Genomic DNA, 25,203 nt, shown 5'->3' with positions numbered 1-25,203 from the left:
GGAGGAGAGGCGATGACAAGCGGCACCGTGCGACGCGAGCTGGCAATCGTGAACGAGAAGGGCCTGCACGCCAGGGCCTCGGCAAAGTTCGTGGAGACGGTGGAGCGGTTCGACGCGCGTGCCGAGGTCAGCCGCGACGGCATGTCCGCCTCGGGCGACAGCATCATGGGCCTTTTGATGTTGGCAGCTTCGAGGGGAACCTCTATTGATGTAGAGACCAGCGGCCCCGAGGCCGAAGCGCTGATGCAGGCGCTCGCCGCGCTGGTCGAGGACAGGTTCGGCGAGGACATGTAAGCGCCCCGCAAGAAAGGCCCGACGCTTTGGTTGACAGCCCGACGACTTCTCCACCGATCCTGATGCATGGATCCCGGGCCCTGCACGGTCAGGGCGACGGAACCGATCTCGGCGAGCAGCCGTATGACCGTCGCCGTCTGTCCTACGCCTCGACCTTTGACAATCGCTGGCAGCGCCTGTCGATCCAGACGATGGAAGCTCTGACGGGCAAGCTCCATCTGCTTCATCTCATCCGCAAGTTCGAGGCGATGGGCGTCCCCCACGGGCAGGCCTTCTGGCGGCAGGCGCTCGACGTGATGGGGATCGACCTCGCGACCCCGGCGGAGCAGATCGCCCGCATCCCGAAGGACGGCCCCCTCGTCATCGTTGCGAACCACCCGCACGGTTTGGTGGACGGCATGGTGCTGGCGGATCTCATCGGGCGGCGGCGCACCGACTACAAGATCCTGACCCGGTCCCTTCTGACCGGCGTCGGCGAAATCGATCAGTTCATGATCCCTGTCCCCTTCGCGCATGAAAGCGACGCGCTGAAGCAGAACCTCGAGATGCGTGCCCGTGCGATGGCGCATCTCGCCGATGGCGGCGTCGTTGTGCTCTTTCCCTCGGGCGTCGTGGCCGCGAGCCGGTCGATGTTCGGCCCGGCCGTCGAGGCGGACTGGAATCCCTTCACCGCGAAGATGATCCAGCGCAGCCGGGCGCAGGTCCTGCCGATCTTCTTTCCGGGGCGGAACAGCCGCTGGTACCAGATGGCCAACCGCGTGAGCGCAACGCTTCGGCAGGGCCTGCTGCTCTACGAGGTGAAGCACGCCCTCAATCGCCCGCAGGCCCCCGTCGTGGGCGAGGTCATCGGGCGGGACGTGATCGAGGGCTACGCCGGAAAGCCGCGGGACTTCATGCGCTGGCTTCGCGAGACAACGCTGTCCCTCGGCCCGGCGCGCCGCTGACCGATCAGCGGGTCGGTACCGGCGTTTCGCCGCGATAGTCGTAGAAGCCCCGATCCGTCTTCCGGCCGAGCCAGCCGGCTTCGACGTATTTCGTCAGGAGCGGGCAGGGGCGATACTTCGTGTCCGCCAGCCCGTCGTGCAGCACGTTCATGATCGCGAGGCACGTGTCGAGCCCGATGAAATCCGCCAGCTCCAGCGGCCCCATTGGATGGTTGGTGCCAAGCCGCATCGCGCTGTCGATGGAGGAGACGGAGCCGACGCCCTCGTAGAGCGTGTACACCGCCTCGTTGATCATCGGCATCAGGATGCGGTTCACGATGAAGGCGGGGAAATCCTCCGAACTCGCGGCCGTCTTCCCAAGGCTCTCGACCACCCCCAGGAGCGTCTCGTAGGTCGCTTCGTCGGTCGCGATGCCGCGGATGAGCTCGACCAGCTGCATTACCGGGACGGGGTTCATGAAGTGGAATCCCATGAATTTCTCCGGCCGGTCCGTGCGGCTTGCGAGGCGCGTGATGGAGATCGACGAGGTGTTGGAGGTCAGGATCGTCTCGGGCTTCAGGTGCGGGACGAGCTCCTCGAAGATCGCGACCTTCACCGCCTCCCGCTCCGTCGCCGCCTCGATCACGAGATCCGTGCCGCCGAGGTCGGACAGCTGGAGCGTGGTGGCGATGCGGCCGAGGGCTTCGTCCCGTTCCTCCTCGCTGATCTTCTCCTTGGAGACCTGACGGTCGAGGTTCTTCGTGACGGTCTCCAACGCCTTGTCCAGCGCGGTCCGGTCGATGTCGTTCAGAAGGATGTCGTATCCGGCGAGCGCGAAGACATGGGCGATGCCGCTGCCCATCTGGCCCGCTCCGACGATCCCCACACGCGTGATATCCATGGTCCTGACGCTCCGTTGCTGCGCTGCAGAGTGTAGCGTCCGCGGCCCTCAGCTCAACCCGCCCAAACGGGCCGGTTTCCCTCGCATTGTCACCTTAGCCGTTTGTCAATTCCCCCGGCGCAAGTTGGGCGCGGGTGAGTCGAAACAATGCGAAGGGATGAGATCCATGACGTTTGTGCGTCCGGGTCCGATCCGACTGGACTACGGTCTGTGTCGGTACGGGCGATCGAAACTGATGTGCCGCGGCCCCATGCGCCGCTTCAAGGGCGATTACGTCACCTTCCTCGGCGGGACGGAGACGTTCGGCAAGTTCGTCGAACGGCCCTATCCCGCGCTTCTGGAGGAGCGGCTCGGGGCGACGATGATCAACATGGCCGCGAACAATGCGGGTGCGGATGCCCACGGGCTGGACGAGGAACTTCTCACCCGCGCCAGCGACGGGGCGGCCTGCGTGATCCAGATCACCGGGGCGCCCTACGTCTCCAATCGTCTCTATTCGGTCCATCCCCGGCGGAACGACCGGTTCATCATGGCGTCGCCCAGGCTGAGGAGGAGCTTCCCGGAGTTCGACTTCACCGAGATCGCCTTCGTCGGCCACCTGATGCGGCGGCTGCGAGAGGTCGCGCCGGAGCGGGTGGCGGAACTCGAGGAAGAGCTCAGATGCGCATGGGTCGCGCGGATGAAGCGGATCTTCGATGCGATCGCCGCGCCGAAGATCCTGCTCTGGATCGGCGAGGTTGCCCCTCCGCCCATCGGGGCGCACATTGCCGGGAAGCGCGCGCCGCAGATCGTGGACCGGGGCATGATCGACGTGCTGAAGCCATCCGTGGATGCCTATGTCGAGGTGGTGATCTCACCCCACGCCCGCGCGGCCGGGACGCGGGGGATGCTCCATTCGCTGATGGAGAAGCCCGCGGCGCAGGCGGTGCCGAACCTGCGCGCCCATGCCGAGGTCGCGGACGCTCTCGAGCCGGCCCTGTCGGGATGGCTCTAGGCGGCGGTCAGGTCCGCCAGTCGAAGAAGCCGGGGCCGGCCTGTTCGAGAAGCCTCAGCGCCATCGCCCGGCCGAGCTCCGCGCCGTCTTCGACCGGCGCGACCTGGGTCTCTCCGATGGCCTCGGAGCCATCCGGGCGCAGCACTTCACCGGTCAGACGGAGGGCGCCGTCCTCGAATTCCGCGAGGCCGGCGATGGGTGTCTCGCAGGACCCGTCGAGCGTGGCGAGGAAGGCGCGCTCGGCTGCAAGGAGAAGGCCGGTTTCCTCGTGATGGATCGCGGCGAGAAGCCGGGCGATGTCCTCGTCGCCGATCCGCCGCTCGATCCCGATGGCGCCCTGCGCCACGGCAGGCAGCATCGAGCGGACCGGGACGGGCTGCCTCGGCACCTCGTCCCCCATGCCGAGACGCGAGAGGCCGGCGCAGGCGAGGAAGGTCGCGCCCGCCACCCCGTCCTCCAGCTTCTTCAGTCGCGTCTGAACGTTGCCGCGAAATTCGACCACGGTGAGGTCCGGCCGCTTGTTGAGTACCTGGGCCCGCCGCCTCAGGGAGGATGTCCCGACGACGCTGCCCTGCGGCAGATCGTCGAAGGCGGAGCCCGTGAGCGTGACGAAAGCGTCCCGCGGGTCCTCGCGCGGCAGGTAGGTATCGAGGACGAGGCCGGCGGGTTGTTCGGAGGGCATGTCCTTCATCGAATGGACAGCGATATCGATGCCACCGGTCAGGAGCTGCTGCTCGATCTCGCGGGTAAAGAGGCCTTTCCCGCCGATCTCCTTCAGCGGCCGGTCGATGACGCGGTCGCCGGTGGTGCGGATGGGCACGATGGCGAAGGCGGTCTCCGGCAGGTCGTGCGCCGCCATCAGCCGATCCCGGGTCTCGTAGGCCTGGGCGAGGGCGAGCGGGGAGCCGCGGGTGCCGATGCGGAGCGGGCGGTCGGGAGAGAGTGTCATGGGGCCACTCGATACGGAACGTGCCGCGCACGGGCAAGCCGCCTTGACACCGGGCGCGCCGGCGGCGAGGCCTCCGGTCGCAATGGAGGGCGCGATGGCTGACAAGACGATCCTTAGAGCGCTGGCGGGGGAAACGCTTCCGGTGCCGCCGATCTGGATGATGCGGCAGGCGGGGCGCTACCTGCCCGAATACCGTGCGACGCGGGCGAAGGCGGGGGACTTCCTGTCGCTGTGCTACAACCCGGAGCTCGCCGCTGAGGTCACGCTTCAGCCGATCCGCCGCTACGGCTTCGACGCCGCGATCCTGTTCGCCGACATCCTCCTCGTGCCGCAGGCACTGGGCGCGGATCTGTGGTTCGTGACCGGTGAGGGGCCTCGCCTGTCCACCATCACCTCGGAGGCCGACATGGCCCGGCTGGGCGATCCGAAGGACGTGCACGAGACGCTGTCCCCGATCTACCAGACGCTGCGCATCCTCAAGGGAGAGCTGCCGAAGGAGACGACGCTGATCGGCTTCGCCGGCGCGCCCTGGACCGTCGCGACCTACATGATCGCCGGGCGCGGCACGCCCGATCAGGGGCCGGCCCATGCGCTGAAGGGGGAGAACCGCCCTGTTTTCGAGGCGCTCCTGTCGAAGATCACGGCGGCGACCATCGAGTACCTGTCCGCGCAGGTCGATGCGGGGGCGGAAGTCCTGAAGCTGTTCGATTCCTGGGCGGGATCGCTGGAGGGGGAAGACTTCGAGCGCTACGCCGTCCGCCCCGCTGCGGAGATCATCGCCGCCCTGAAGGCGCGTCACCCCGACGTACCGGTCATCGCCTTCCCGCGCGGCGCGGGCGCCCGCTTCGAGGGGTTCGCGAAGGCGACCGGCGCCGATTGCGTCGCCCTCGACGAGGGAACTGACCTCTCCTGGGCAGCGTCGCACGTCCAGACCGATGGTTGCGTGCAGGGCAATCTCGCCTCGCGGCACATGGTCACGGGCGGCGAGGATCTTGTGCGGGAGACCCGCGCCATCGTGGACGCCTTCTCGAACGGCCCCCACATCTTCAACCTCGGTCACGGGATCACGCCCGATGCCGATCCGGACAATGTCCACCGCATGATCGAGGCGGTGCGGGGCGCCTGACGCCCCGCGCGCCGGTCAGAAGCCGCCCAGCTCCTTGACGATGTCCCATTCCTCAGGGGTCACGGGCTGGACGGAGAGGCGGGAATTGTTGACGAGCACCATCTCCGACAGGCGCGGATCGGCCTTGCACATGTCGAGCGAGACGGGGGTGGGAACGGGCTCCACCGCGCGGATGTCGACGCATTCCCAGCGCGCGTCTTCGGTGGTGCTGTCGGGGTGGGCCTCGGCGCAGACCTCGACGATGCCGACGATCTCCCGTGTCGTCTGGGAGTGGTAGAAGAAGCCGAGATCACCGACCTTCATCTGCCGCATGTTGTTGCGCGCCTGGTAGTTGCGCACGCCATCCCACTCTTCCCCCTCGGCGCCCTTGGCGACCTGGTCCTCCCAGGACCAGACGTTCGGTTCGGACTTGAAGAGCCAGTACGCCATTAGCCGATCACCTTGTTCCATTCCGACACGGCGATGTCGGCGAACAGACCGGCCTTGTTGTAGGGGTCGTCCTTCGCCCAGGACTGCGCGGTCTCGAGGTCCGGCGCATCGAGAACGATGAGCGAGCCTGCCATCTCTCCGCTGTCGTCGAGGAGCGGCCCGGCCATCTCGACCATGCCGGTCGCCTCGATATAGGCGAGATGGGCGGCGCGTGTGTCCTTGCGCACCTGGAGCTTGTTCGGCTTGTCTTTGCAGATCAGGGCAACGCGCATGGCGGCCTCCCGGGATGTTCGTGTCAGCGGCGCAATCTGGCGCCTGGTCGGAGGGGGCGCAACCCGCGATCAGGCCTTGGCGCCCTTTCGCCCACCGCCGATCAGCGCCGGGCTCGATGTGTCGAGGGGCCATCGGGGACGGGCTCCGAGGTCCATCCCGTCCCGGTGGCCAGCGCGCATTCGCTCGATCCCGGCCCATGCGATCATCGCGGCATTGTCGGTGCAGAGCGCCAAGGGCGGGGCGACGAAGCGCGCGCCGGCACCTGCCGCGACGGTTTCGAGCCGCGCCCTGATCACCCCGTTTGCCGCAACGCCGCCGGCCACGGCGAAGGACGGGGTCCCGGGCGCCTCCTCCATGTAGACCGCGAGGGCCCGGCGGGACTTCTCGGCAAGGACATCCGCGACGGCGGCCTGGAACGACGCGCAAAGATCCGCGCGGCGGCGTTCGGGCAACCCGCCATGCTCCGCCACATCGGCGTCGCGCGCGCGGAGGAGAGCGGTTTTCAGCCCCGAGAAACTCATGTCGCAGCCCGGACGGTCGAGAAGCGGGCGTGGAAAACGGATCGCTCCCGGATCACCGCCAGCCGCGACGCGCTCCACGTGCGGACCGCCGGGCTGCGGCAGGGCGAGAAGCCGCGCACATTTGTCGAATGCCTCTCCCGGCGCGTCGTCGATGGTGCCGCCGAGACGGCGAAAGTCGTCCGGACCGCGCACGATCAGGAACTGGCAATGCCCGCCGGAGACGAGCAGCATGAGGTAGGGATAGGGCAGATTGTCCGTCAGTCGCGGGGTGAGGGCATGCCCGGCGAGATGGTTCACCCCGACAAGCGGCAGCCCGGTGCCGAACGCGATCCCCTTCGCGCACATGACACCGGAGAGCACGCCGCCGATCAATCCCGGTCCGGCGGTGACCGCAATGCCGGACAGCTCCGCAAGGCGGGTCCGGGCCGCGGCAAGCGCCGTCTCGACCGCGATATCGAGCCTTTCGGCATGGGCGCGGGCGGCAAGCTCTGGCACGACGCCACCATAGGCGGCATGGAGCGCGGCCTGCCCCGTCACCTCGGATGACAGGATCTCGCCGTCGCTTCGGACCACCGCGGCGGCCGTGTCGTCGCAGCTCGATTCGATGCCGAGCATGAGGAAGGGATCGCGCATGGTCATCGCGGCGGCTCCGGGGCAGGATGGCCCGCAGATAGACCGACCCGCCCCCCTTGTGAACCTGATCCAACCGCCTTTGTCCCTTTCCCGCACCACGCTTCTGCTCACACGCCCGCGCGCCGCCTCCGAGCGGTTCGCCGCGATGCTGCGCGGCTGGCCTGCGCTCGGAGGTCTGCCGGTCCTGATCGCGCCCCTTATGGAGATCGTGCGCCTGCCGGTGCCGCGGGACGTGCTGAAGGATGCGAGCGGCATTGTTTTCACGTCGGTGAACGCGGTCGAGGCGCTTGGTCTGCCGGGGGCGGGGCTGCCGGCATGGTGCGTCGGGCCCGCAACGGCGCAGGCGGCCGAAGCGGCGGGGTTCACGGTCCGGCTCGTGGCGCGGGACGCCGAGGAGCTCGTGGCGACGATGACGGCGGCCCCCGAAGCGGGGCGCCTCGTTCATGTCGGCGGGCGGCACAGGCGTGGACGCGTGGCGGAGCGGCTAACGGCGGCGGGATGGCGCTGCGATCCGGTTTGCGTCTACGATCAGGTGCCGCGGCCCATCGGAACTGCGGCACAGGCGCTTCTCGGCGGACGTGATCCGGTCCTCGTTCCGGTCTTTTCGCCCCGCAGCGCGGCCCTTTTTCCGAGGCATGCGAGTGCGCCTCTCCATCTCGCCGCGATCAGTGCCGCGGCCGCCGAGGCATGGGCCGGACCGCCCCCGGCCGCCGTTCGGATCGCGCCCAAACCCGATGCGAACGGGGTCGCCCGGGCACTCGGCGCGTTGATTAATACCGCATGCTCGCCTTGAGGGCCCATGGACCCCAAGCTAAGTTGATCCGGGCCCGGCAGATTTCTGCCGTGCCGAACACCAGTGGAGAGGGACCGGCGTGACAGATCAGACGACCCGATCAGACGAGGCCGCCGGCTTGCACGGCGCCGCGCGCCGCACCCACGGTGTAGGATATACAGCAGCGGACAAGCCGGCGGACGCCGCGACACCGGTCGCCGAGGGCAGCGTTCCCAGTGCCGGAACGCGCGCCGCGTCGAAGCCCGCGGCAAAACCGGCGCCCGCCAAGCCCGCTGCGGCTGAAACACCTGCCGCGCAGGATACACCTCCGACCAAGTCCAAGGATCGCACCCCGTCCGATGCCTCGGCGTCCCGCGGCGGCACGCAGGCGCCACCGCCTTCGACACCTGCGCGGTCCGGAGGCGGCAGCGGCTTTCTGGGCGGTCTGATCGGCGGTATCCTCGCCGCCGCCCTCGTGGTGCTGCTCGCCCCGTTCATTCTACCCGCGACCTGGACGGGCGCCGATGACGGCACCGCGCTCGATGGGGTCAGCTCAGAGATCGAAACCGTCCGGACGGACCTTGATGGCGCTTCGGCGCGAATCGAAGAGCAATCAGGACAGATCGGCGCGCTGACGGAGCGGCTCGATTCGCAGACCGCTGACCAGCAAGGGGCCCTGTCGGCGCTGAACGATCAACTCGCCGACCTCTCGGAGCGCGTGGACGCCCTCGAGCGACGGCCGGTGGACAGCAGCGACGACGAGGAGATCGAGGCCGCCCTCAGCGCCTACCGGGCCGAGGTCGCCCGGCTCCGCGAGGATGTCGCGGCGCAATCGCAGGAAATGCAGCGTCAGCTGGAGGAAGCCTCCGCCAACGCGGAAGCGGCGTCCCGCGCCGAAGCCGCTGCCGGCCGCGCCGCGCTCCTCTCCCAGATCCGCGATACGCTCGATACGGGCGCGCCCTACGACGATCTTCTTTCCGAGCTGGACACGACGCCGCCGGAGGCGCTGGCCGCCGCCGCACCGGAGGGTGTGGCAACCCTCGCCGAACTTCAGGACCGCTTCCCCGAGCATGCCCGCTCCGCACTGGCCGCATCGGCCAATGCCGGTGACATCGGGGAGGGCAACGCCCTGACCCGCTTCGCCCGCTCCCAGCTCGGCGCCCGCTCCATCGCACCGCGCGAGGGCGACGACCCCGATGCGATCCTCAGCCGTGCGGAGGCCGCGCTGCGCTCCGGCGATCTGGAGGAGGCGGTGACCGAAGTCCAATCGCTTTCCGAGGTTCCCGCCGAAGAGATGCAGCCCTGGACAGATGCCGCCACCGAGCGGGCCGATGCCATTGCCGCGCTGGAGGACATGTCCTCCGCCGAGACAGAGAATTAAGGACGTACGCGAATGCTCTGGTCCCTCCTCAAGATCATACTCTTCGTCGCGGTCGTCGCGCTCGTGACCATCGGCGCCGGCTGGCTCATGGAAACGGGGGCCGGCATCCGCGTCGCCTTCGGCGGTACGGAACTCAATCTCGGCCCGGTTCAGGCCATCATCGCGATCCTCGTGATCGTGGCCGCGGTCTGGCTCGTTCTCAAGATCCTTGGCGCCCTCTTCGCTCTGGTGCGCTTCCTCAACGGTGACGAGACCGCGCTCTCGCGCCACTTCGATCGCCGCTCCGAGCGCAAGGGCATGCGGGCCCTCGCCGAGGGCATGGTGGCGCTGGCCGAGGGCGAGGGCCGTCTGGCCATGGCCAAGGCGGAGCGGGCCAAGAAGTATCTGAACGAGCCGCAGCTGGTCGCCCTGATCAATGCCCAGGGCGCCGAAATGGAAGGGCAGCACAAGGTCGCCGAGGAGAACTACAAGAGCCTCCTCGCCGACGAGCGCACCCGCTTCGTGGGGATCCGCGGCATCCTGCGCCAGCGGCTGGCCGAGGGCGATACCGAGACCGCGCTCGCTCTGTCCGAGAAGGCCTTCGCGCTCCGCCCCAAGCACGAGGAGACGCAGGATACGCTCCTGCGCCTCCAGGCCGAGAAGGCCGACTGGAAGGGCGCGCGCAAGACACTGGATGCCAAGTTGCGCTCCGGTGCCCTCCCGAGGGACGTTCATCGCCGCCGCGACGCCGTCCTTGCGCTGTCCGAGGCGCGGGACGTGTTGGTCGACGGTCAGGACATCGAGGCGCGGGAAGCCGCGATCGAGGCCAACCGGCTCTCTCCCGACCTCATCCCCGCCGCCGTCCTCGCCGCGCGCAGCTACATCTCCGCCGGCAAGCAGCGCTACGCGGCCCGTGTGCTCAAGAAGGCCTGGGAGGCTCAGCCGCATCCCGATCTTGCCGCGACCTTTGCCGATATCGCCCCCGGCGAGGACCCGGCCAAGCGGCTCAAGCGATTCTCCGAGCTGACGAAGGTGCGGCCCGAGCATCCCGAGACGAAGATGCTGCAGGCCGAACTTCTGATCGCCGCCGAGGATTTCCCGGCCGCACGGCGCGCGCTCGGAGATCTGCCGACGGCGCATCCGACCGCGCGGTCGCTGTCGATCATGGCCGCGATCGAGCGCGGCGAGGGGGCGGACGATGCCGTGGTCCGTGGCTGGCTTGCCCGCGCCGTGACCGCGCCGCGCGGATCCCAGTGGGTCTGCGAGAACTGTCACGTCGTCGCGGCCGAATGGGCGCCCGTCTGCCCGCATTGCCATGCGTTTGACACCCTGGCCTGGGCCGAGCCGCCCGAGGGGCAGCTCTCCAGTCCCACGGGCTCCGAGATGCTCCCGCTCCTCGTCGGCTCCGAGGCGTCCACCGCTGCCACCGTGGCGCCGGGCCCGGCTCTCGCGACATCGCCGCAGGTGGATGTGACGCCGCCCACACACGCGCGGGACGCAGATACCCCGCCTGCCGAGACGAAAGCGGTGCCCGAAGCCGAGCCGGCCGACGCGCCGGAAGACGCACAAAAGGAAAAATAGGGGCTACCGTCCGATCCCAAGGACGTGTATGCCGCCACCGGTCGCCGATGTAGCTCAGCTGGTAGAGCAACGCATTCGTAATGCGTGGGTCGGGGGTTCGAGTCCCTTCATCGGCACCATTTTCCAGACAACTCGCACGATTTGAGGCTGCCCTCGGGGGCCACCCTTTAGCATTCGCTTACCCCTTGTCCCTATCCCTGAGGCCGGGGTGTGAAAGTGCAAGGTGGTGCAATGGCTTCTGGCAGCAATGCGTCGGCCGTCATCATCAAGCGGAAGAAGGTCGTCGGCGGTGGTGGGCATCATGGCGGTGCCTGGAAGGTCGCCTATGCGGACTTCGTGACGGCCATGATGGCCTTCTTCCTGCTGATGTGGCTGCTGAATGCGACAACGGAAAAGCAGCGCAAGGGAATCGCGGATTACTTCAACCCGACGATCGCGGTGAACCGTGTGTCCGGGGGAGGGGACGGTGCGCTCGGGGGGGACACGATCTTCACCGACGACGATCTTGCCCAGAGCGGAACCGGTGGCGCTCAGGACGCCTCCCGCGCGGTCGATGAGGAGCAGCGCCGTACGGAGGATCAGGCCTTCGGCGAGATGCAGGAGCTTCTCCGTGGGAACAGCGGCGAAAGCCTCGTGTCGGACGAGATGCGTCGCCATATCGTCACGCGGATCACCGATGAGGGCCTCGTCGTCGAGCTCTTCTCGCGCGAGGGCGCACCGCTCTTTGCCGGGGACGGAACGCAGGCGACGCCCCTTCTGTCGAGTCTGCTCGCCGTGGTCGGGCGGGTGTTCTCGCTCGCCGAGAACGACATCGCCGTCACGGGGCACGTAAGCGCGAAGCCTCTGACGCTGATCGACAATCCCGTCTGGGATCGGTCCGTCGGCCGCTCGGAGGTCGTTCACGAGGAACTCGCCCGCAGGCTCGGGGAGGCACGATTTGCACGTATCACCGGCAAGGGGGACAGGCGTCCCTCCCGCGATGCGATGGATCCGATGTCTCCGCGGCACGACCGCGTCGAGGTCACGCTTCTGCGCTCCGACATCCCGCGCTGAGACTGACGAAGTCAGCCGTCGTTAGGTCGATCTTAAGGGCGTGATGGCATGTCCTGAGGGACCGCTTCGGGGATCGCATCAGAAAGGCAAGTTTCCGTCCATGACCATCTCATCGTCCCTCAATGCCGGCGTCGCAGGGCTGGCCGCAAACGCCAATCGCCTCGCCACGATCTCGGACAACATCGCCAACTCGGCAACCTACGGCTACAAACGCGTCCAGACGGATTTCCACAGCGTCGTCACCTCGACCGGAGGGTCGAAGTACTCCGCGGGCGGCGTGCGTGCCACGACGATGCGCATGATCGACCAGTCCGGCTCCACCGTGACCACCGCCAATCCGACGGATATCGCGATTCGCGGCAACGGATTCATCCCGGTGACGGACGTGAACTCCATCGGCCTCGACGGGACCGGCTTCGTGACCCGCCTTGCCACCACCGGCTCCTTCCGCCTGGATGATGAAGGCTTCCTGCGCACGGAATCGGGCACCGTCCTGATGGGCATCCCGGCAGATGCCAACGGCCAGGTACCCGATTATCCGAGGGACAGTTCCGCCGCGCTCCGCCCGATCCAGGTCAGCCAGAACCAGCTCATCGGCTCTCCGACCACGCGTCTGGCCCTCGGAGTGAACCTTCCGGCGACGGACACGATGGCGGGCGCCTCCGGCATGGCCCGGAATGCGACGGTCGAGTACTTCGACAATCTCGGCATCTCCCAGACGCTGAACATCACGATGACACCCACCGTCCCGGCCACCGGCGCGTCCAACGAGTGGACGGTCACAATCGGCGATTCGGCACAAGGCGGTGCCACGGTCGGAGAGTACGTCCTGACCTTCGATGACAGCCGCGGAAACGGGGGTCAGCTTCTGTCCGTCTCGACCACGACCGGAGGCGCCTACGACCCGGCCACCGGAACCGCGCCGGTCACCGTGGCCAGCGGAGATATCGCCATCGACTTCGGCGCGATCGGCGGCGATCCTGTCATCACGCAACTGTCGAATATCTACGCTCCGCTCTCCATCTCCAAGGACGGCTCGCCGGTCGGCAACATGACCGGCATCGAGATCGACTCACAGGGGTTCCTCGTCGCCAATTTCGATGTCGGCATCAGTCGCAGGCTCTACCAGATCCCCCTTGTCGATATCGGCAACCCGAACGCACTTCAGGCCGGTGACAACCAGACCTATGCCACCACGGCCGAATCCGGCGGTTTCTTTCTCTGGAATGCCGGCGATGGCCCGACCGGCAAGCTCCTATCGGGCGCCCTCGAGCAGTCTTCCACCGATGTGGCCGGCGAGTTGACGGACCTGATCCAGACCCAGCGGGCCTATTCGTCCAACGCCAAGGTCATCCAGACGGTGGACGAGATGCTCCAGGAAACCACCAATATCAAACGCTGATCGGGGGCCTGATCCATGTCCATCGCCGCCGCCTTCAACAGTTCCCTCAGCGGGCTGAACGCGACCTCCCGCCGTGTCCAGCTCACGGCCTCCAATGTCGCCGGAGCGATGACGGAGGGCTATGGCCGCAGAGAGCTGTCCGTCAGCGTGAACGCCTATTCCGGCGGCGTCCGCATCGACGGCGTAATGCGGCAGGTCGACCCGGGGACCTTGCGGGACATGCGCCTCGGGACGGCCGCCTCCGGCAATGCCGGCACCCGCGCCGACGCTCTCGCCAGGATTGAAACGGCCATCGGCGATCCGACCGCGGACGGGTCGATCCCGGCGCGCCTCGCCGCTTTCGAGGGCGCCCTGATCGAGGCGGGCAGCCGTCCCGATTCGACCATCCGGCTCGATGCCGCGGTCCGGGCCGGGGACCGACTTGCGTCGGCATTGAACACGGCCACTGACGAGGTTCAGGAAACGCGCCGCGCCGCCGATGCCGAGATCGCCTCGCAGGTCGGTCAGCTCAATGATGGTCTGAAGCAGGTCCATGAACTCAACGCACAGATCTTTCGCCTGTCGAACTCCGGGCGGGATGTCTCCGGCCTGATGGACCAGCGGCAGACCGCCATCGACGAGCTCTCCGGCATCGTTCCGCTCCGCGAGGTGCCGAGAGAGGGCGGGCAGGTCGCACTCTTTACCACCGGCGGCACGATCCTTCTGGATGGCCGCATGGCGAAGATCGAGTTCGCTCCGGCCGGCTACGTCACGGCGGATCTGACCCAGGCATCGGGCGCCCTGTCCCCGCTGATCGTCGACGATATTCCGGTCAGCATGGACCCCGGCGGTCAGTTGGACGGCGGCACCCTTGCCGCCCTGTTCGACACGCGGGACCGGATTGCTCCGGGCGCACAAGCCGGCCTCGACGCGCTTGCTCGCGATCTGGCGGAACGACTGCAGGGAACTGCGGTCGATCCGACGCTCGGCCCCGGCGATCCGGGGCTCTTCACGGATGCCGGCGCGGCGATCATCCCGGCGAACGAAGTGGGACTCGCCGGGCGTCTGAGGGTGAACGCGGCGATCGATCCGGATGCGGGCGGCGAAAGCTGGCGGCTCAGGGACGGTCTTGCAGCTCCGCTGCCGGGAGACACCGGCTCTCCGAGTCTCCTCCACGCAATTTCCGACGCGTTCGGCGGCACACGCGCCCCGTCCTCCGGCCCGGCGGCCGGTCTTGCGCGAACCGCGTCCGGTCACGCGGCGGACATCGTCTCGGCCGTTTCCGTCCTGCGGCAGGGCGCGGTCGAGGAGCAGAGCTACCAGGCCGCCCGCGCCTCGACCCTGACGGAACAGCACCTCGCAGGGGGCGTCGATACCGACCGAGAAATGCAGAACCTCCTCTCGATAGAGCAGGCTTATGCCGCGAACGCGCGCGTCATCCAGACGCTGGACACATTGATGCAACAGCTGATGGAGATCTGAGCCATGACGATGACGGCAATCGGCGATCTGGCCCGCACCTTCGTGCTGCGCAATCACAATTCGGAATTGAAGGGGCGCCTTGACCGGCTGACCGATGAGCTCTCGAGCGGACGTATTGCAGATCTCGGCGCAAAGGTTCGCGGCGACTGGTCGGTCGTCGCCGGGATGGAGGCCTCGCTCAAACGCCTTGATTCGTTCGACATGGCCGTCAGCGAGGCCGCCTCCTACACCGCCGGGATGCAATCCGCGCTCGGTGCCGTCGCGAGCCTGTCCGAAAACCTCGGTGCCTCACTCCTGGTCGCTGGCTCCGGGGGGAGCGATCTGCCGGCCGAAAGTGTGGGCAAGGACGCGCTGGCCTCGTTTGAAGGGGCCGTCGCGGCCCTCAATGCTCAGGCCGCGGGCCGCTCGCTCTTCGCCGGCGCGGCTCCGGATTCGCCAGCGCTTACCGCGCCGGGCGACATGCTGAACGACATACGGGCCGCCGTCGGGGGGGCCACGACCGCGGGAGCAATCACGACTGCCGTCGAGGCCTGGTTTGCGCCAGGCGGAGGGTTCGACGCAGCCTACCTGGGATCCGCGACCTCCGCAGGGCCATTCGCCGTGGGGCAGGGGACGACCGTGGGCATCGATGTCACGGCCGAGGATAGCCGGCTGCGCGACGTCCTGGCGGGCCACGCGATGGCGACCTTTCTGGCGGACGGCACCCTGAGCGACCCCGACGAGAAGGTCGCCCTTGCCGCCTATGCCGGCGCGCACCTTCTGAGCGCGGACGCGGAACTCTCCAAACTACGAGCGGAAGTCGGAAGCGCCGAGGCTCGGATCGAACGCGCCGGAACGCGGAACGCGGCCGAACGAACGTCACTCGAGATCGCGCGGACGGAGCTCGTCAGCGCCGATCCTTTCGAGCGCGCATCGGAACTGGAAGCGGTGCGGACGAAACTGGAGATGCTGTATTCGCTGACCGTGCGAAGCGCCAACCTGTCCTTGATGGAGTACATGCGATGAGCGTGGTGCGCGCTATCCTGGCCGCAGCGGCGCTGGCCCTCCCGGAAACGGCGATGTCCGCGCCCGTTCGGCTCAAGGATCTGGTCGAGTTCGACGGAGTGCGTGGCAACGACCTCGTCGGCTACGGTCTCGTCGTCGGCCTAAACGGCACAGGGGACGGACTGCGCAATGCGCCGTTCACCGAGGAGATCATGTCGAGCATCCTCGAACGGCTCGGCGTCAACGTCACGGGCGAGCAGTTTCGTCCCAACAATGTCGCCGCCGTGCTGGTGACCGCGACGCTTCCGCCCTTCTCACGTGCCGGTAGCCAGATCGACGTGACCGCCTCCGCCATCGGGGACGCGTCGAGCCTGCTTGGCGGAACCCTGGTCATGACGCCATTGACCGCCGCGGATGGTGATATCTACGCCGTCGCCCAGGGCACCATACTTGCAGGCGGTGTCACGGCGGAAGGCGATGGCGCGGCGGTCACGACCGGAGTTCCGACGTCCGGCACCATTCCGTCCGGGGCCCGGATCGAGCGGGAGGTCGACTTCGACTTTGCGGGTCTCGATACGATTCGCCTTGCCCTGAGGACGCCCGATTTCACCACGGCCGCGCGCATCGAAGGTGTGATCAACGCGTCCTTCGGCGCGCCCGTCTCGGTCATGCGCGATGCCGGAACGGTGGAACTCGACATCCTGGCGACGGGGATCGGTTCGCCCGCCCACGTTCTCGGTCGCGTCGAGAACCTTGCCGTCGAACCCGAGAGCCCGGCGCGCGTCGTCGTCGATCAGGCATCGGGCACCATCGTCATGGGCGCCGATGTTCGAATCTCGGCGGTCGCGGTCTCCCAGGGCAACCTTACGCTCAAGGTGGCCGAAGCGCCGCTGGCCGTGCAGCCCAACCCGTTCACGCCAGGACAGACGGTGGTTGTTCCGCGGACAGAAGCGGAGATTGTGGAGGAGCCCGGGATCGGTCTCGCCGAGGTGCCCGAAGGTACGACGCTGTCCGAGGTCGTAGCCGGTCTGAACGCCCTCGGCGTGGGGCCGCGGGACATGATCGACATCCTGAAAGCGATAAAGTCCGCGGGAGCGCTGCACGCGGACTTCATCGTTCGGTAAGGCACGGCCGGCCCCAATCCGGGCCGGGCAATGCAAAGAGGGAGTGCACCGATGCACCCCCTCTCTACGCGCTGGAAAGGACGTCGCGGCGGGCGCCGTGCCTTAGAGGTATCCTCGAACCAGCGCCCCGGAGATCAGTGACCATCCATCCGCGACGACGAAGAACGCAAGCTTGAACGGCAGCGAGACGAGAGCAGGCGGCACCATCATCATGCCCATCGACATCAGGACCGCGGCAACCACGAGGTCGATGATGAGAAACGGCAGGAAGATGAGAAAGCCGATCTCGAACGCCCGCTCGATCTCGCTCAAAAGGAAAGAGGGTATGAGGATCGAGAGGGCCGAGTCGGCCTCCGGTTCAATTTCCGAAACCGGCGGTCGCAGATCGGCCATCGAGGCGAACGTGTCCGGATCGACCCGCGCCGCCATGAATTCCCGGAAAGGCGCCAGCGTCCGCGTGAACGCCTCCTCTGCTTCGATCTCTTCCTGAAGAAGCGGTTCGATGCCGGATTCCCACGCCTCGGTCAGAACCGGATCCATCACGAAGTAGGACAGAAAGAGCGCGAGTGTCACGATCAACATGTTGGGCGGGGCCTGCTGAAGGCCGATGGCCTGACGCAGGATCGACAGAACCGTCACGATGAAGGGAAAGCAGGTGACCATGATGGCCAGCCCGGGGGCCAGCGAAAGCAGGGTTACGAGGGCGAGCAGGCCAAGGGTGCTGGCGGTCAGGGACCCGTCTCCGAAGGACAGGGACAGATCCTGCGCCAGCGCGGGGCCTCCGGCAAGGATCAGGGCTGCCGCGAGGGGGGCGTGTCTCATTCCGGCCGGTCCGGCCCCGCCACGTCCGTGAGCCGAACCGCGAGTTGACCGGCTCGGGCGCCGTCCAGCTCCTGCAACTCGCCCCGAGCGATCAGCCGATCACCGACCCAGAGCTCGACGGGGTCCTCGATACGGCGATCGATCGGCAGGATCGAGTCGGGGCCGAGCCGCATCAGGTCGCGTACCTTGGCGCGGGTGCGGCCGACGGAGACGACGACCTCGACCTGGACCCGGGCGAGCGGGGAATCGTCCGCCGGGGTCTCGAGGCGGTGTTCGGGTTCAGCCATGGTGTGCATCCTTCTGGATCATGTCTGCGGTGTCCGGCGCGCGAGACGTCGTAAAATAGGTTGAGATGACGGCGTGGATCCCCTCGAGCGCTGCATCGAGATCGATCTGCCGTTCGCTGTCGCCGAGCCGGACATAGGCCTGCCCGTCCCCGAGGCCCTCCTCGCCCATGACCTGCAGGGGCAGGCTCTCGTCCGTGTCCAGCATGTCGCGAACGGTCTCGACGTTTTCCGGGGCAACGCGAACTTCGACTACCGGGGCGAGGTCCAGGGCGGATGTACGCACGAGCTGGGCGACCGTCTGTCCGAGTGCCGCGCCGAGATGTTCGGGCACGATACGCGACAGGATACCGACGATCAGGGGCTCGATCTCGGCGAGGAACGCTGTTCTGGCCTCATGATACGAGAAGGCCATGGATTGCAGGCTCGCCGCGAGGTCGGCGGCCGCGGACTGACGATCGGCAGCCCGAGCGGACTCCGCCTCGGCCAGCGCCGCCGCGTATCCCTCGTCGTACGCTTCCTGGCGTGCTGTCGCCGCCTCCTCAGGGGCGGGGACAGGCAGGCACGACGCATCATCATCGAAGGACGTCAGAAGCCAGGGGCGTGCCATCACGCGTCCTCCTTGTCGTCCATCCAGCTTTGCAGGACCTTCATCGTTTCTTCACGGCGCTCGGACATCAGGCTTCGCAGGCGGTCCACCGGATCGGCGGGCGGAAGCGCGGGGGCGGGCGCGGCGCTGCCGCCTAGTGAGGGAAGACCGAAGGACGCGTCCCCGGGCTCATTTGCGGCAGAAGGGAGCTCAGGGCTAATGGGTCTCGCATCAAGGGCGGTTTCGGGAAGGATCTCCTCGGTCGCGGTCTCCGGCGATGGGAGAGCAGCGACGCCGCGGTTACCCGCCAGAATGGGGCGGACGACGAAAAGCCCGAGCGCGAGAGCGACGAGGGACAGGACGATCAACTGCATCAAGGCCATCGCATCGATCGCGAACCGCTGGCTCCAGCCGACGGGCGCAGCGGTGCCGAGTTCCGTGCCGGGCATGAAAGCCAGGGATTTCACGGTGATCCGGTCCCCGCGCGCCTCGTCGTAGCCTACAGCGGATTCAACGAGTTCGCGGAGTTCGGACAGCTCCTCGTCGCTGCGGGGTACTATGGTCTCTTCGCCACCCGCCGCGGTCTCCACGCGGCCGTTGACCAGCACGGCGACCGTCTGACGGCGGATCGTGCCGGGTGCCCGAAGGATCTCACGGGTCGTCTCCGATATCTCGAAGTTCACCCGCTCACGCGATTCAGTGTCCGTCGAGCGGCGCTCGCCGGCCGCGTTGGCGTCCCCGTCCGGAAGGTTGGACGCGACCGTGACATCCCCCTCGGAGCCTGACGAAGACGAATTGCGCGATTCCGTTTCCGTGCTGATCGCGACGCGCTCATCGGGATCGATCCGGCGCTCCACGATCTGCTCGCTGTCGGTTTCCGTATCGAGGCTGATTTCCACGATGGCACCGCCAGGGCCGACATAGGCCTCGAGAAGGCGCTCGATGCTGCGTTCCATCTCATCGGCGCGGGTCGCGCCGCTCTGCGCGCCGGCCGCATCGGTGCCGTCGACCACGGCGCCGGTGGCGGCATCGATCACGGTCACATCGTCTGCGCTGAGGCTCGGGACGGCGGACGCGACGAGCGAGCGCAGGGCGCGCGCGGTCTCTGTCGAGACGCTCCCCGCAACCGGCGTCACCGAAACGGAGGCCGAAGCGCCGGCATCGCGCACAAAGGGGCGCGAATCGCCCGTTGCGATGTGAACGCGGGCCGCGCGGATCTGCGGGCTGGCGACCATGGTTCGCGCCAGTTCGCCTTCCTTCGCGCGCCAGTAGGCGGCATCGAACATCTGCGCCGTGGTGCCGAACCCGGACAGACCGTCGAGCAACTCGTATCCCGCGCCGCCGGAGGCCGGGAGGCCCTCTCCGGCAAGTGACATCCTCAGCGAATCGCGCTCCGTGGACGGCACCCAGATCGCGTTTCCGCGCACCTCGTACGGGACGCTGCGCTGGTCCAGCGCGCTGATCACGTCTCCCGCCGCGGCGCCTTCCAGCCCGGCGTAGAGCAGCGCCATGCCCGGCTTCGTCGCCAGGTTGGACAGCATCAGCACCGCAGCGAACATCGCGGCCGCGGCAGCGCCGGCAATGATCTTCTTCCTCGTATCGAGCGCCGACCATACAGACAGCAGGTTGTTCACGTCACATTCCCCATCGGGCCCGTTCTGGGCCATGCGCTTCATTTGGCCTGCCAGCCCTTAAGGTTTGGTTAGCTCCCGACGGCTTATTGAGGGTCATCCGCAAAATGCCGGAGGGACCGATGGCCGACGAAGCGCGCGCCGATGACGAGGCGCCGAAGAAAAGCTCCAAGAAACCCGTGCTGTTCGGGCTTTTGCTCGCTCTCGTCCTGGGCGGGGGCGGCTTCTTTGCCGCTTATGCCGGACTGCTCGGAAGCGAATCGGGCAGCGAGGAGACGCCGGAGGAGGCGCGTGAGCCGATCGAGGCGGCGTCCTTCGTACCGATCGAGCCGCTGGTCATCTCGATCGGCGGCGCCGGGCGGCATCACCTGAAATTTGCAGCCGAGCTCGAGGTTGCGCCGGGGGAAGAAGAGGCCGTCGCAGGACTGATGCCGCGCATTCTGGACGTTATGAACACGTATCTTCGGGCGCTTTCGCTCGAGGATTTCGAGCGGGACGGAGCCTTGGTGAACCTTCGGGCGCAGATGCTCCGCCGGGTTCAGCTGGTCGTCGGAGAAGGCCACGTCCGGGATCTTCTCGTTACCGAATTCGTCACGAATTGAGGACGTTCATGGCTTTGATAGCAGATCTTCTCCTTGTCGCCGCATCGCTCGCCGCAGCGTTCTACTGCCTGATCCTGTCGCGCCGTCTGAGCCGCTTCACGGATCTCGAAAAGGGCGTCGGCGGTGCGGTGGCCGTCCTGTCCGTTCAGGTGGACGAGATGACCCGGGCCGTGGCGGAGGCGCGAAGCGCGGCGGGTCAATCGGCCGAATCGCTGTCCGAACTCGTCGTCCGCGCAGAGGACGCGCGGCGGGGTCTGGAGCTGCTGATGGCGTCCATGCATGACCTGCCGACGGAAGCACCCGAGCCGCAACAGGCGCAATCCCCGGCGAGACCGCAATCCGCAGCGAGAACCGTGCGCCGCAGCCGCCGGGAGCGCACGGGAGAGCTCGCATGATCCGCCGGTGGAAGCCCCGCCGCGGGGCGCTCGTGATGATCGCCGTGCTCTTCAGTACAGGCGCCGCCGTGCGCCTCGTGGGGCATGCGGACGTCATAGCTGGCGCCGCTTTCGCGAGTGATGGTGAAGTCGTCTCAGACGATCTTTGCACGCCGGAGCCGGCGATCGCCGAATTGCTGGCCGATCTGAAGGCACGGGGCAATGAACTCGACGCGCGCGACGAGGCCCTGACGGGTCGCGCAGCCGAGATCGCGGTTGCCGAGGAGGAGCTGGCGGCGAGCCTTCAGCGTCTCACGGAGGCCGAACAGGCGCTTCAGGACACGATCGCCGCGGCGGATGGCGCCATGGAAAGCGACGTGGACCGGCTCGTGAAGGTCTACGAGGCGATGAAACCGGCCGAGGCCGCGGGGCTGTTCGAGGCAATGGAAGTGAGCTTTGCCGCCGGGTTCCTGGCCCGCATGAACGCGGAATCGGCTGCGGCGATCATGTCCGGCCTGCCGCCGGAAACCGCCTACGCCGTCAGCCTGTCCCTCGCGGGCAGGAATGCGGGGGTGCCCACCGAATGAGTCTCGCCAGCGTTCGTTACAAGGAGTCCATGAAATGATCGGGATCGTCGGTATCGTCGTGATCTTCGTCATGGTGTTCGGAGGCTATCTCGCCGCCGGCGGCAAGATGGGGATCATCATGAAGTCGCTCCCCTTCGAGTTCACCATGATCGGGGGAGCCGCCGTCGGTGCGTTCCTCATCTCGAACGACATGTCCTCCATCAAGCACACGCTCAAGGACGTGGGAAAGGTCTTCAAGGGACCGCGCTGGAAGCCGGAGGATTACAGGGACCTGCTTTGCCTTCTGTCAGAGCTCATCCGTCTTGCACGACAGAACCCGGTCGCTCTCGAGGAGCATACCGAAGATCCTGAAAGTTCAGCAATCTTCATGCGTTACCCGCGCATCCTCGCTGACGGCGAGGCCGTCGGCCTCATCTGCGACACGCTGCGCTCCGCATCGATGAACTACGACGATCCGCATCAGGTCGAGGAGGTGCTCGAGAAACGCATGGAGGCCAATCTGCACCATGCGCTTCATTCGAGCCACGCGCTTCAGACCATGGCCGACGGTCTGCCCGCGCTCGGCATCGTCGCCGCCGTCCTGGGGGTGATCAAGACGATGGCGTCGATCGATCAGCCGCCGGAAATCCTGGGTAAACTGATCGGTGGCGCGCTGGTGGGGACGTTCCTCGGGGTCTTTCTCGCCTACGGCATCGTCGGACCCTTCGCCGCAAGGGTGAAGATGGTGACCGAGGAAGACGCGCACTTTCACCAGCTCATCCGTGAGGTGCTCGTCGCCAACCTTCACAACCACGCCGCCAACATCTGCATCGAGGTCGGCCGTCAAAACACGCCGGGCCATATTCGCCCAAGTTTCAACGAGCTTGAAGAAGCGTTGAAACAGGCGAAAACGAGGGAGGCTGCATGATCGCACGCCTCGCCATCGTTGCCACCTTCGTCGCGGGAGGCGCGGCAGCAGAGCCGGTGCGTGTCCTCTCCGGGGAACATGCGGATTTCACGCGCATCGTCCTCATCTTCGACGGGCCCACCAGTTGGAGCGTCTCCGAGACCGAGACGGGCTATGACGTCCAATTCGACCGCGACGACTTCGCCCTCGATCTGGACAGGGTTTTCGACCGTATTCCGCGGGACCGCATCACTGGCGTCAGTCAGAAGGGCGATACGCTCGCCATCGAGACCGGGCCCGAATGTCCCTGCAGCCTGACCGTGTTCGAGGCGGGCGGAAACGCCGTCGCCATCGATGTGAAGGATGCGCCGGGCGATCGCGAAAGTGCCGCCCCGGAGCAGCCCGTTCCGGCGCTTCCCGCGACGTTTCCCGCCTCTGTCAGTGACGCGGCGGTGACGGAGGGTGGCCCGGCTCCGGTCCTGCCGGCAGCCAAGGATCTTTCGGATGCCGCCGAGAATGCGGACCTTCTGACGATGGAGTCCGACCTTCTGGAGCAGATCGGGCGGGCTGCCAGCTCAGGCTACGTGAAGGTCGCCACGCCATTGCCCGATCCCGAGCCCCGGTCGGATGTGGACGTCGGCGAGGTTCCTGCACCGGTGGAGTCGGAGGTCGCCGGACGCTCCCGCCAGGTCTCCAGCCCCACCCGTGACAAGACCTGCCCCGACACTGCGTTCCTCGATGTCGTGTCCGACGATGACGGCGATCCGCTTCTGGCTGTTGCCCGGGCCAGGGCGGATCTCATCAATGGCCGTGGTGATCTGGACCGGACGGCTGCCGTCGCTCTGGCCGAAACCTATCTCAACATCGGCTTCGGTGCCGAAGCGGATCAGGCGCTCGATATCGCGGAACGCCCGCAATCGGACGTCCGCCGGGTGGTGGCACGGCTCGTCGATGGGCGCCCCGACGAAACGCGCGCCTTTGTCGACAGCCATGATTGCGGCGGCATGACGACGCTTCTGGCCATCGTTGCCAAGAGTGCGCCGAAGCTTCTGACGCAGGACATTGCAGGGGTCGAAGCAGCCTTCGCCTCCCTTACCGCGCCACTCCAGCGGAATTTCGGGCCGCGCCTCGCTGTGCATCTGGAAGACACCGGTCACCCCGAGGCGGCGCGCCGCCTTCGTCTCAAATCCCGCCTGCGCTTCGATGAGGGGCTCGTCGCGCCGATTGGCCTGGTCGAGCCAGACGCAGGCGAGGAAACCACTCGGAGCCTCCGCGACATTGTCCGGGAGGGCGGGCCGGAGGCGCCGGCAGCCCTGCTCGGCATCCTGGAGCGCGTCCTCGAGGCTGGCGGCATTCCGGCCTCGGAGGATCTCGCGCTAGCCGAAACCTTCATCAAGGAGCGGGACGAGGAAGACGTGACGCCGGATCTGCTCGCGGCCCTCGCGCTGGCGCGCGCTCGCGGTGGCGAGGCCTCTCGCGCCATCGCTGCCCTGGCCGATCTGTCCGCAAGAGCGCCCGCGGCTGAAACCGACGATCTTCTGGACAAGGTTGCCGCCGCCATCGCCGAGTTGCCCTCCGACGGACTTTTCCTGTCCGGCGTCTACGAGATGAAGCTCGCAGGCTACCTGCCGGACCTTTCGGAGGGGCCCGCCATCGCCATTGCCGAACGAAGCCTGACGCTTGGTTTGCCCGCCCTCGCACAGGACGCGATGACGGGCCTCCGAGGGGTGAACTCGCCCGAAATCAATGTGCTGCGCGCGCGCGTCGCCGACGATCGGGGGGATCGTCGTCTGGCAGAGGCCTTGTCCACCGGCGAGGTCGAGCCCACGGAGGCTGAAGAGACGCCGAATCCGCCGCTCGTTCCGCCCCGTCCGGAAACGGTCTCCCTGAAAAGCAGTAACGCCGCCCTCGAGGCCGGACGTTCGACGCGGAGCCGGATCGAGGCTCTGCTCAGCGGGGAGGGGGCAGATGGCTAGAGCGCTTACCCTCGCCCTGCTGATCGGCGTCGCGACAAGCACGTTCGCGGCCGCTTCGCAGGACCCATGCAGCGAGGCCGCCCGGAACGCCGCCGTTCGGACGGGCGTGCCGTTCGATATTCTGCTGGCCGTCGCGACCGTCGAATCCGGGCGAACGGCGAACGGGAGGAGTTCCCCCTGGCCGTGGACGCTGAACATCGAGGGCACCGGTCATTACCTGCCGAGCCGTGCTGCCGCCGAAGCGGCATTCGCCACCGCCCTCGCCTCCGGCCGCACGAGCACGGATGCCGGCTGCTTTCAGGTGAATTACCGGTGGCACGGTACCGCCTTCGAGAGCCCGGCGGACATGCTGGATCCGAAGGCGAACGCCCTCTACGCCGCGGCATACCTGCAAGAGCTGCACGGCGAATTCGGTGACTGGGACGCGGCCATCGGGGCCTACCATTCCCGCGATCCGGTCAGATCCGCCCGCTACCTCGCCAAGGTCCGCGACGCGCGATCACGCGTGACACCGGGTGGTCCGCCGGCGCCCGCCCCGGCGCGCCAACATGCTCGCGCGAGCAGCTACCCACTCCTCGTCGCGGATGGCGGCAAGCGCTCGGCCGGGTCGCTGTTCGCCACGGCCGGGGGCGCGCGTCCGCTCTTCGGGGCCCTGAGGTGAGAGGTCAGACG

27 protein-coding genes and 1 tRNA gene are annotated in these 25,203 nt (G+C 67.3%); 19 read left to right on the top strand and 9 right to left on the bottom strand.

All coding sequences use genetic code 11. The features are described from left to right. Positions 1-12: 12 nt before the first annotated feature. Complete coding sequence (locus tag DQG15_RS13765) at positions 13-294, top strand: HPr family phosphocarrier protein (RefSeq protein ID WP_116086100.1); 282 nt, start codon at positions 13-15, stop codon at positions 292-294. 62 nt (positions 295-356) lie between these two features. After that, positions 357-1,238 (top strand): lysophospholipid acyltransferase family protein, encoded by an 882-nt coding sequence (locus DQG15_RS13760; RefSeq protein WP_116086099.1) that lies wholly within the window; start codon positions 357-359, stop codon positions 1,236-1,238. Between the two features lie 4 nt (positions 1,239-1,242). Here the strand turns inward: DQG15_RS13760 and DQG15_RS13755 are convergent, their stop codons facing one another. Continuing rightward, positions 1,243-2,118, bottom strand: a complete 876-nt coding sequence (locus DQG15_RS13755; RefSeq protein WP_116086097.1) for a 3-hydroxybutyryl-CoA dehydrogenase — start codon at positions 2,116-2,118, stop codon at positions 1,243-1,245. Between the two features lie 166 nt (positions 2,119-2,284). Here DQG15_RS13755 and DQG15_RS13750 point away from each other — a divergent pair, with 166 nt between their 5' ends. Then, positions 2,285-3,112 (top strand): DUF6473 family protein, encoded by an 828-nt coding sequence (locus DQG15_RS13750; RefSeq protein ID WP_116086095.1) that lies wholly within the window; start codon positions 2,285-2,287, stop codon positions 3,110-3,112. Between the two features lie 7 nt (positions 3,113-3,119). On the opposite strand, the gene hemC is transcribed toward DQG15_RS13750, so the two are convergent. Beyond that, complete coding sequence (gene hemC, locus DQG15_RS13745) at positions 3,120-4,061, bottom strand: hydroxymethylbilane synthase (RefSeq protein WP_116086094.1); 942 nt, start codon at positions 4,059-4,061, stop codon at positions 3,120-3,122. A gap of 94 nt (positions 4,062-4,155) precedes the next feature. Between hemC and hemE the strand changes: the two genes are divergently transcribed. Further along, on the top strand, positions 4,156-5,187 hold the full coding sequence (hemE, locus tag DQG15_RS13740) for a uroporphyrinogen decarboxylase (protein ID WP_116086092.1): 1,032 nt from the start codon (positions 4,156-4,158) through the stop codon (positions 5,185-5,187). A gap of 15 nt (positions 5,188-5,202) precedes the next feature. Here hemE and DQG15_RS13735 read toward each other — a convergent pair whose 3' ends face one another. From DQG15_RS13735 to tsaD, 3 genes are all read right to left on the bottom strand, one after another. Next, positions 5,203-5,616, bottom strand: a complete 414-nt coding sequence (locus DQG15_RS13735; RefSeq protein WP_116086090.1) for an EVE domain-containing protein — start codon at positions 5,614-5,616, stop codon at positions 5,203-5,205. Continuing rightward, on the bottom strand, positions 5,616-5,888 hold the full coding sequence (locus DQG15_RS13730) for a YciI family protein (RefSeq protein ID WP_116086088.1): 273 nt from the start codon (positions 5,886-5,888) through the stop codon (positions 5,616-5,618). Before DQG15_RS13730 ends, DQG15_RS13735 begins: the two co-directional genes overlap by 1 nt. 69 nt (positions 5,889-5,957) lie before the next feature. After that, positions 5,958-7,043, bottom strand: coding sequence for a tRNA (adenosine(37)-N6)-threonylcarbamoyltransferase complex transferase subunit TsaD (tsaD, locus tag DQG15_RS13725; RefSeq protein WP_370454190.1), 1,086 nt, complete (start codon positions 7,041-7,043; stop codon positions 5,958-5,960). On the opposite strand from tsaD, the gene DQG15_RS13720 reads away from it, so the two are divergent. The 9 genes from DQG15_RS13720 to DQG15_RS13680 all read left to right on the top strand — a co-directional run bounded on the left by DQG15_RS13720 (position 7,024) and on the right by DQG15_RS13680 (position 16,780). Beyond that, on the top strand, positions 7,024-7,836 hold the full coding sequence (locus DQG15_RS13720; RefSeq protein WP_232830853.1) for a uroporphyrinogen-III synthase: 813 nt from the start codon (positions 7,024-7,026) through the stop codon (positions 7,834-7,836). The two genes, tsaD and DQG15_RS13720, sit on opposite strands and share 20 nt — an antisense overlap. Before the next feature lie 79 nt (positions 7,837-7,915). Continuing rightward, positions 7,916-9,196: a COG4223 family protein gene (locus DQG15_RS13715; protein WP_116086084.1), complete on the top strand. Its 1,281-nt coding sequence runs from the start codon at positions 7,916-7,918 to the stop codon at positions 9,194-9,196. Positions 9,197-9,208: 12 nt separating this feature from the next. Beyond that, complete coding sequence (locus DQG15_RS13710; protein WP_116086082.1) at positions 9,209-10,756, top strand: heme biosynthesis protein HemY; 1,548 nt, start codon at positions 9,209-9,211, stop codon at positions 10,754-10,756. A gap of 43 nt (positions 10,757-10,799) precedes the next feature. Next, positions 10,800-10,875, top strand: a tRNA-Thr gene (locus DQG15_RS13705). A gap of 112 nt (positions 10,876-10,987) precedes the next feature. Next, on the top strand, positions 10,988-11,809 hold the full coding sequence (locus tag DQG15_RS13700) for a flagellar motor protein MotB (protein ID WP_116086080.1): 822 nt from the start codon (positions 10,988-10,990) through the stop codon (positions 11,807-11,809). Between the two features lie 100 nt (positions 11,810-11,909). Beyond that, the gene (locus DQG15_RS13695) at positions 11,910-13,211 is read left to right on the top strand and encodes a flagellar hook protein FlgE (RefSeq protein WP_116086079.1); all 1,302 of its coding nucleotides are present in this window, start codon (positions 11,910-11,912) and stop codon (positions 13,209-13,211) included. Between the two features lie 15 nt (positions 13,212-13,226). Next, positions 13,227-14,672, top strand: a complete 1,446-nt coding sequence (gene flgK, locus DQG15_RS13690) for a flagellar hook-associated protein FlgK (protein WP_116086077.1) — start codon at positions 13,227-13,229, stop codon at positions 14,670-14,672. Positions 14,673-14,675: 3 nt separating this feature from the next. Continuing rightward, positions 14,676-15,677 carry a flagellin gene (locus DQG15_RS13685; RefSeq protein ID WP_116086076.1) on the top strand — a complete coding sequence of 334 codons (1,002 nt, stop codon included), beginning with the start codon at positions 14,676-14,678 and terminating at the stop codon, positions 15,675-15,677. Then, positions 15,674-16,780 carry a flagellar basal body P-ring protein FlgI gene (locus tag DQG15_RS13680; RefSeq protein WP_116086074.1) on the top strand — a complete coding sequence of 369 codons (1,107 nt, stop codon included), beginning with the start codon at positions 15,674-15,676 and terminating at the stop codon, positions 16,778-16,780. Before DQG15_RS13685 ends, DQG15_RS13680 begins: the two co-directional genes overlap by 4 nt. 102 nt (positions 16,781-16,882) lie before the next feature. Here DQG15_RS13680 and fliP read toward each other — a convergent pair whose 3' ends face one another. From fliP to fliF, 4 genes are read right to left on the bottom strand one after another with little or no spacing between them, the layout of a single operon-like run. Further along, the gene (gene fliP / locus DQG15_RS13675; RefSeq protein WP_116086072.1) at positions 16,883-17,602 is read right to left on the bottom strand and encodes a flagellar type III secretion system pore protein FliP; all 720 of its coding nucleotides are present in this window, start codon (positions 17,600-17,602) and stop codon (positions 16,883-16,885) included. After that, positions 17,599-17,889 (bottom strand): FliM/FliN family flagellar motor C-terminal domain-containing protein, encoded by a 291-nt coding sequence (locus DQG15_RS13670; protein ID WP_116086070.1) that lies wholly within the window; start codon positions 17,887-17,889, stop codon positions 17,599-17,601. The genes fliP and DQG15_RS13670 overlap by 4 nt, the downstream gene beginning before the upstream one ends. Then, positions 17,882-18,496 (bottom strand): hypothetical protein, encoded by a 615-nt coding sequence (locus DQG15_RS13665; protein WP_116086069.1) that lies wholly within the window; start codon positions 18,494-18,496, stop codon positions 17,882-17,884. The genes DQG15_RS13670 and DQG15_RS13665 overlap by 8 nt, the downstream gene beginning before the upstream one ends. After that, positions 18,496-20,151, bottom strand: coding sequence for a flagellar basal-body MS-ring/collar protein FliF (fliF, locus tag DQG15_RS13660; RefSeq protein ID WP_232830852.1), 1,656 nt, complete (start codon positions 20,149-20,151; stop codon positions 18,496-18,498). Before fliF ends, DQG15_RS13665 begins: the two co-directional genes overlap by 1 nt. 77 nt (positions 20,152-20,228) lie before the next feature. Here fliF and fliL point away from each other — a divergent pair, with 77 nt between their 5' ends. The 6 genes from fliL to DQG15_RS13630 are packed head-to-tail and all read left to right on the top strand — an operon-like array spanning position 20,229 to position 25,192. After that, positions 20,229-20,708, top strand: coding sequence for a flagellar basal body-associated protein FliL (gene fliL, locus DQG15_RS13655; RefSeq protein WP_116086067.1), 480 nt, complete (start codon positions 20,229-20,231; stop codon positions 20,706-20,708). Positions 20,709-20,716: 8 nt separating this feature from the next. Beyond that, on the top strand, positions 20,717-21,103 hold the full coding sequence (locus DQG15_RS13650; RefSeq protein WP_116086065.1) for a DUF6468 domain-containing protein: 387 nt from the start codon (positions 20,717-20,719) through the stop codon (positions 21,101-21,103). Further along, positions 21,100-21,669 carry a MotE family protein gene (locus tag DQG15_RS13645; RefSeq protein ID WP_116086064.1) on the top strand — a complete coding sequence of 190 codons (570 nt, stop codon included), beginning with the start codon at positions 21,100-21,102 and terminating at the stop codon, positions 21,667-21,669. The genes DQG15_RS13650 and DQG15_RS13645 overlap by 4 nt, the downstream gene beginning before the upstream one ends. Positions 21,670-21,703: 34 nt before the next feature. Then, entirely contained in the window at positions 21,704-22,576 is an 873-nt protein-coding gene (gene motA, locus DQG15_RS13640) for a flagellar motor stator protein MotA (RefSeq protein WP_116086062.1), read from the top strand. Beyond that, a complete protein-coding gene (locus DQG15_RS13635) occupies positions 22,573-24,531 on the top strand; it encodes a hypothetical protein (protein ID WP_116086061.1) in 1,959 nt (652 codons plus the stop codon). Before motA ends, DQG15_RS13635 begins: the two co-directional genes overlap by 4 nt. Next, complete coding sequence (locus DQG15_RS13630; protein ID WP_116086059.1) at positions 24,524-25,192, top strand: transglycosylase SLT domain-containing protein; 669 nt, start codon at positions 24,524-24,526, stop codon at positions 25,190-25,192. The genes DQG15_RS13635 and DQG15_RS13630 overlap by 8 nt, the downstream gene beginning before the upstream one ends. Positions 25,193-25,203: the final 11 nt, after the last annotated feature.

It is taken from the genome of Tropicimonas sp. IMCC34011 (assembly GCF_003390865.1).
Lineage (GTDB): Bacteria > Pseudomonadota > Alphaproteobacteria > Rhodobacterales > Rhodobacteraceae > Tropicimonas_B.
Note: the sequence above shows the minus strand (reverse complement) of the source record. Positions and strands in the feature narration are given on the sequence as shown.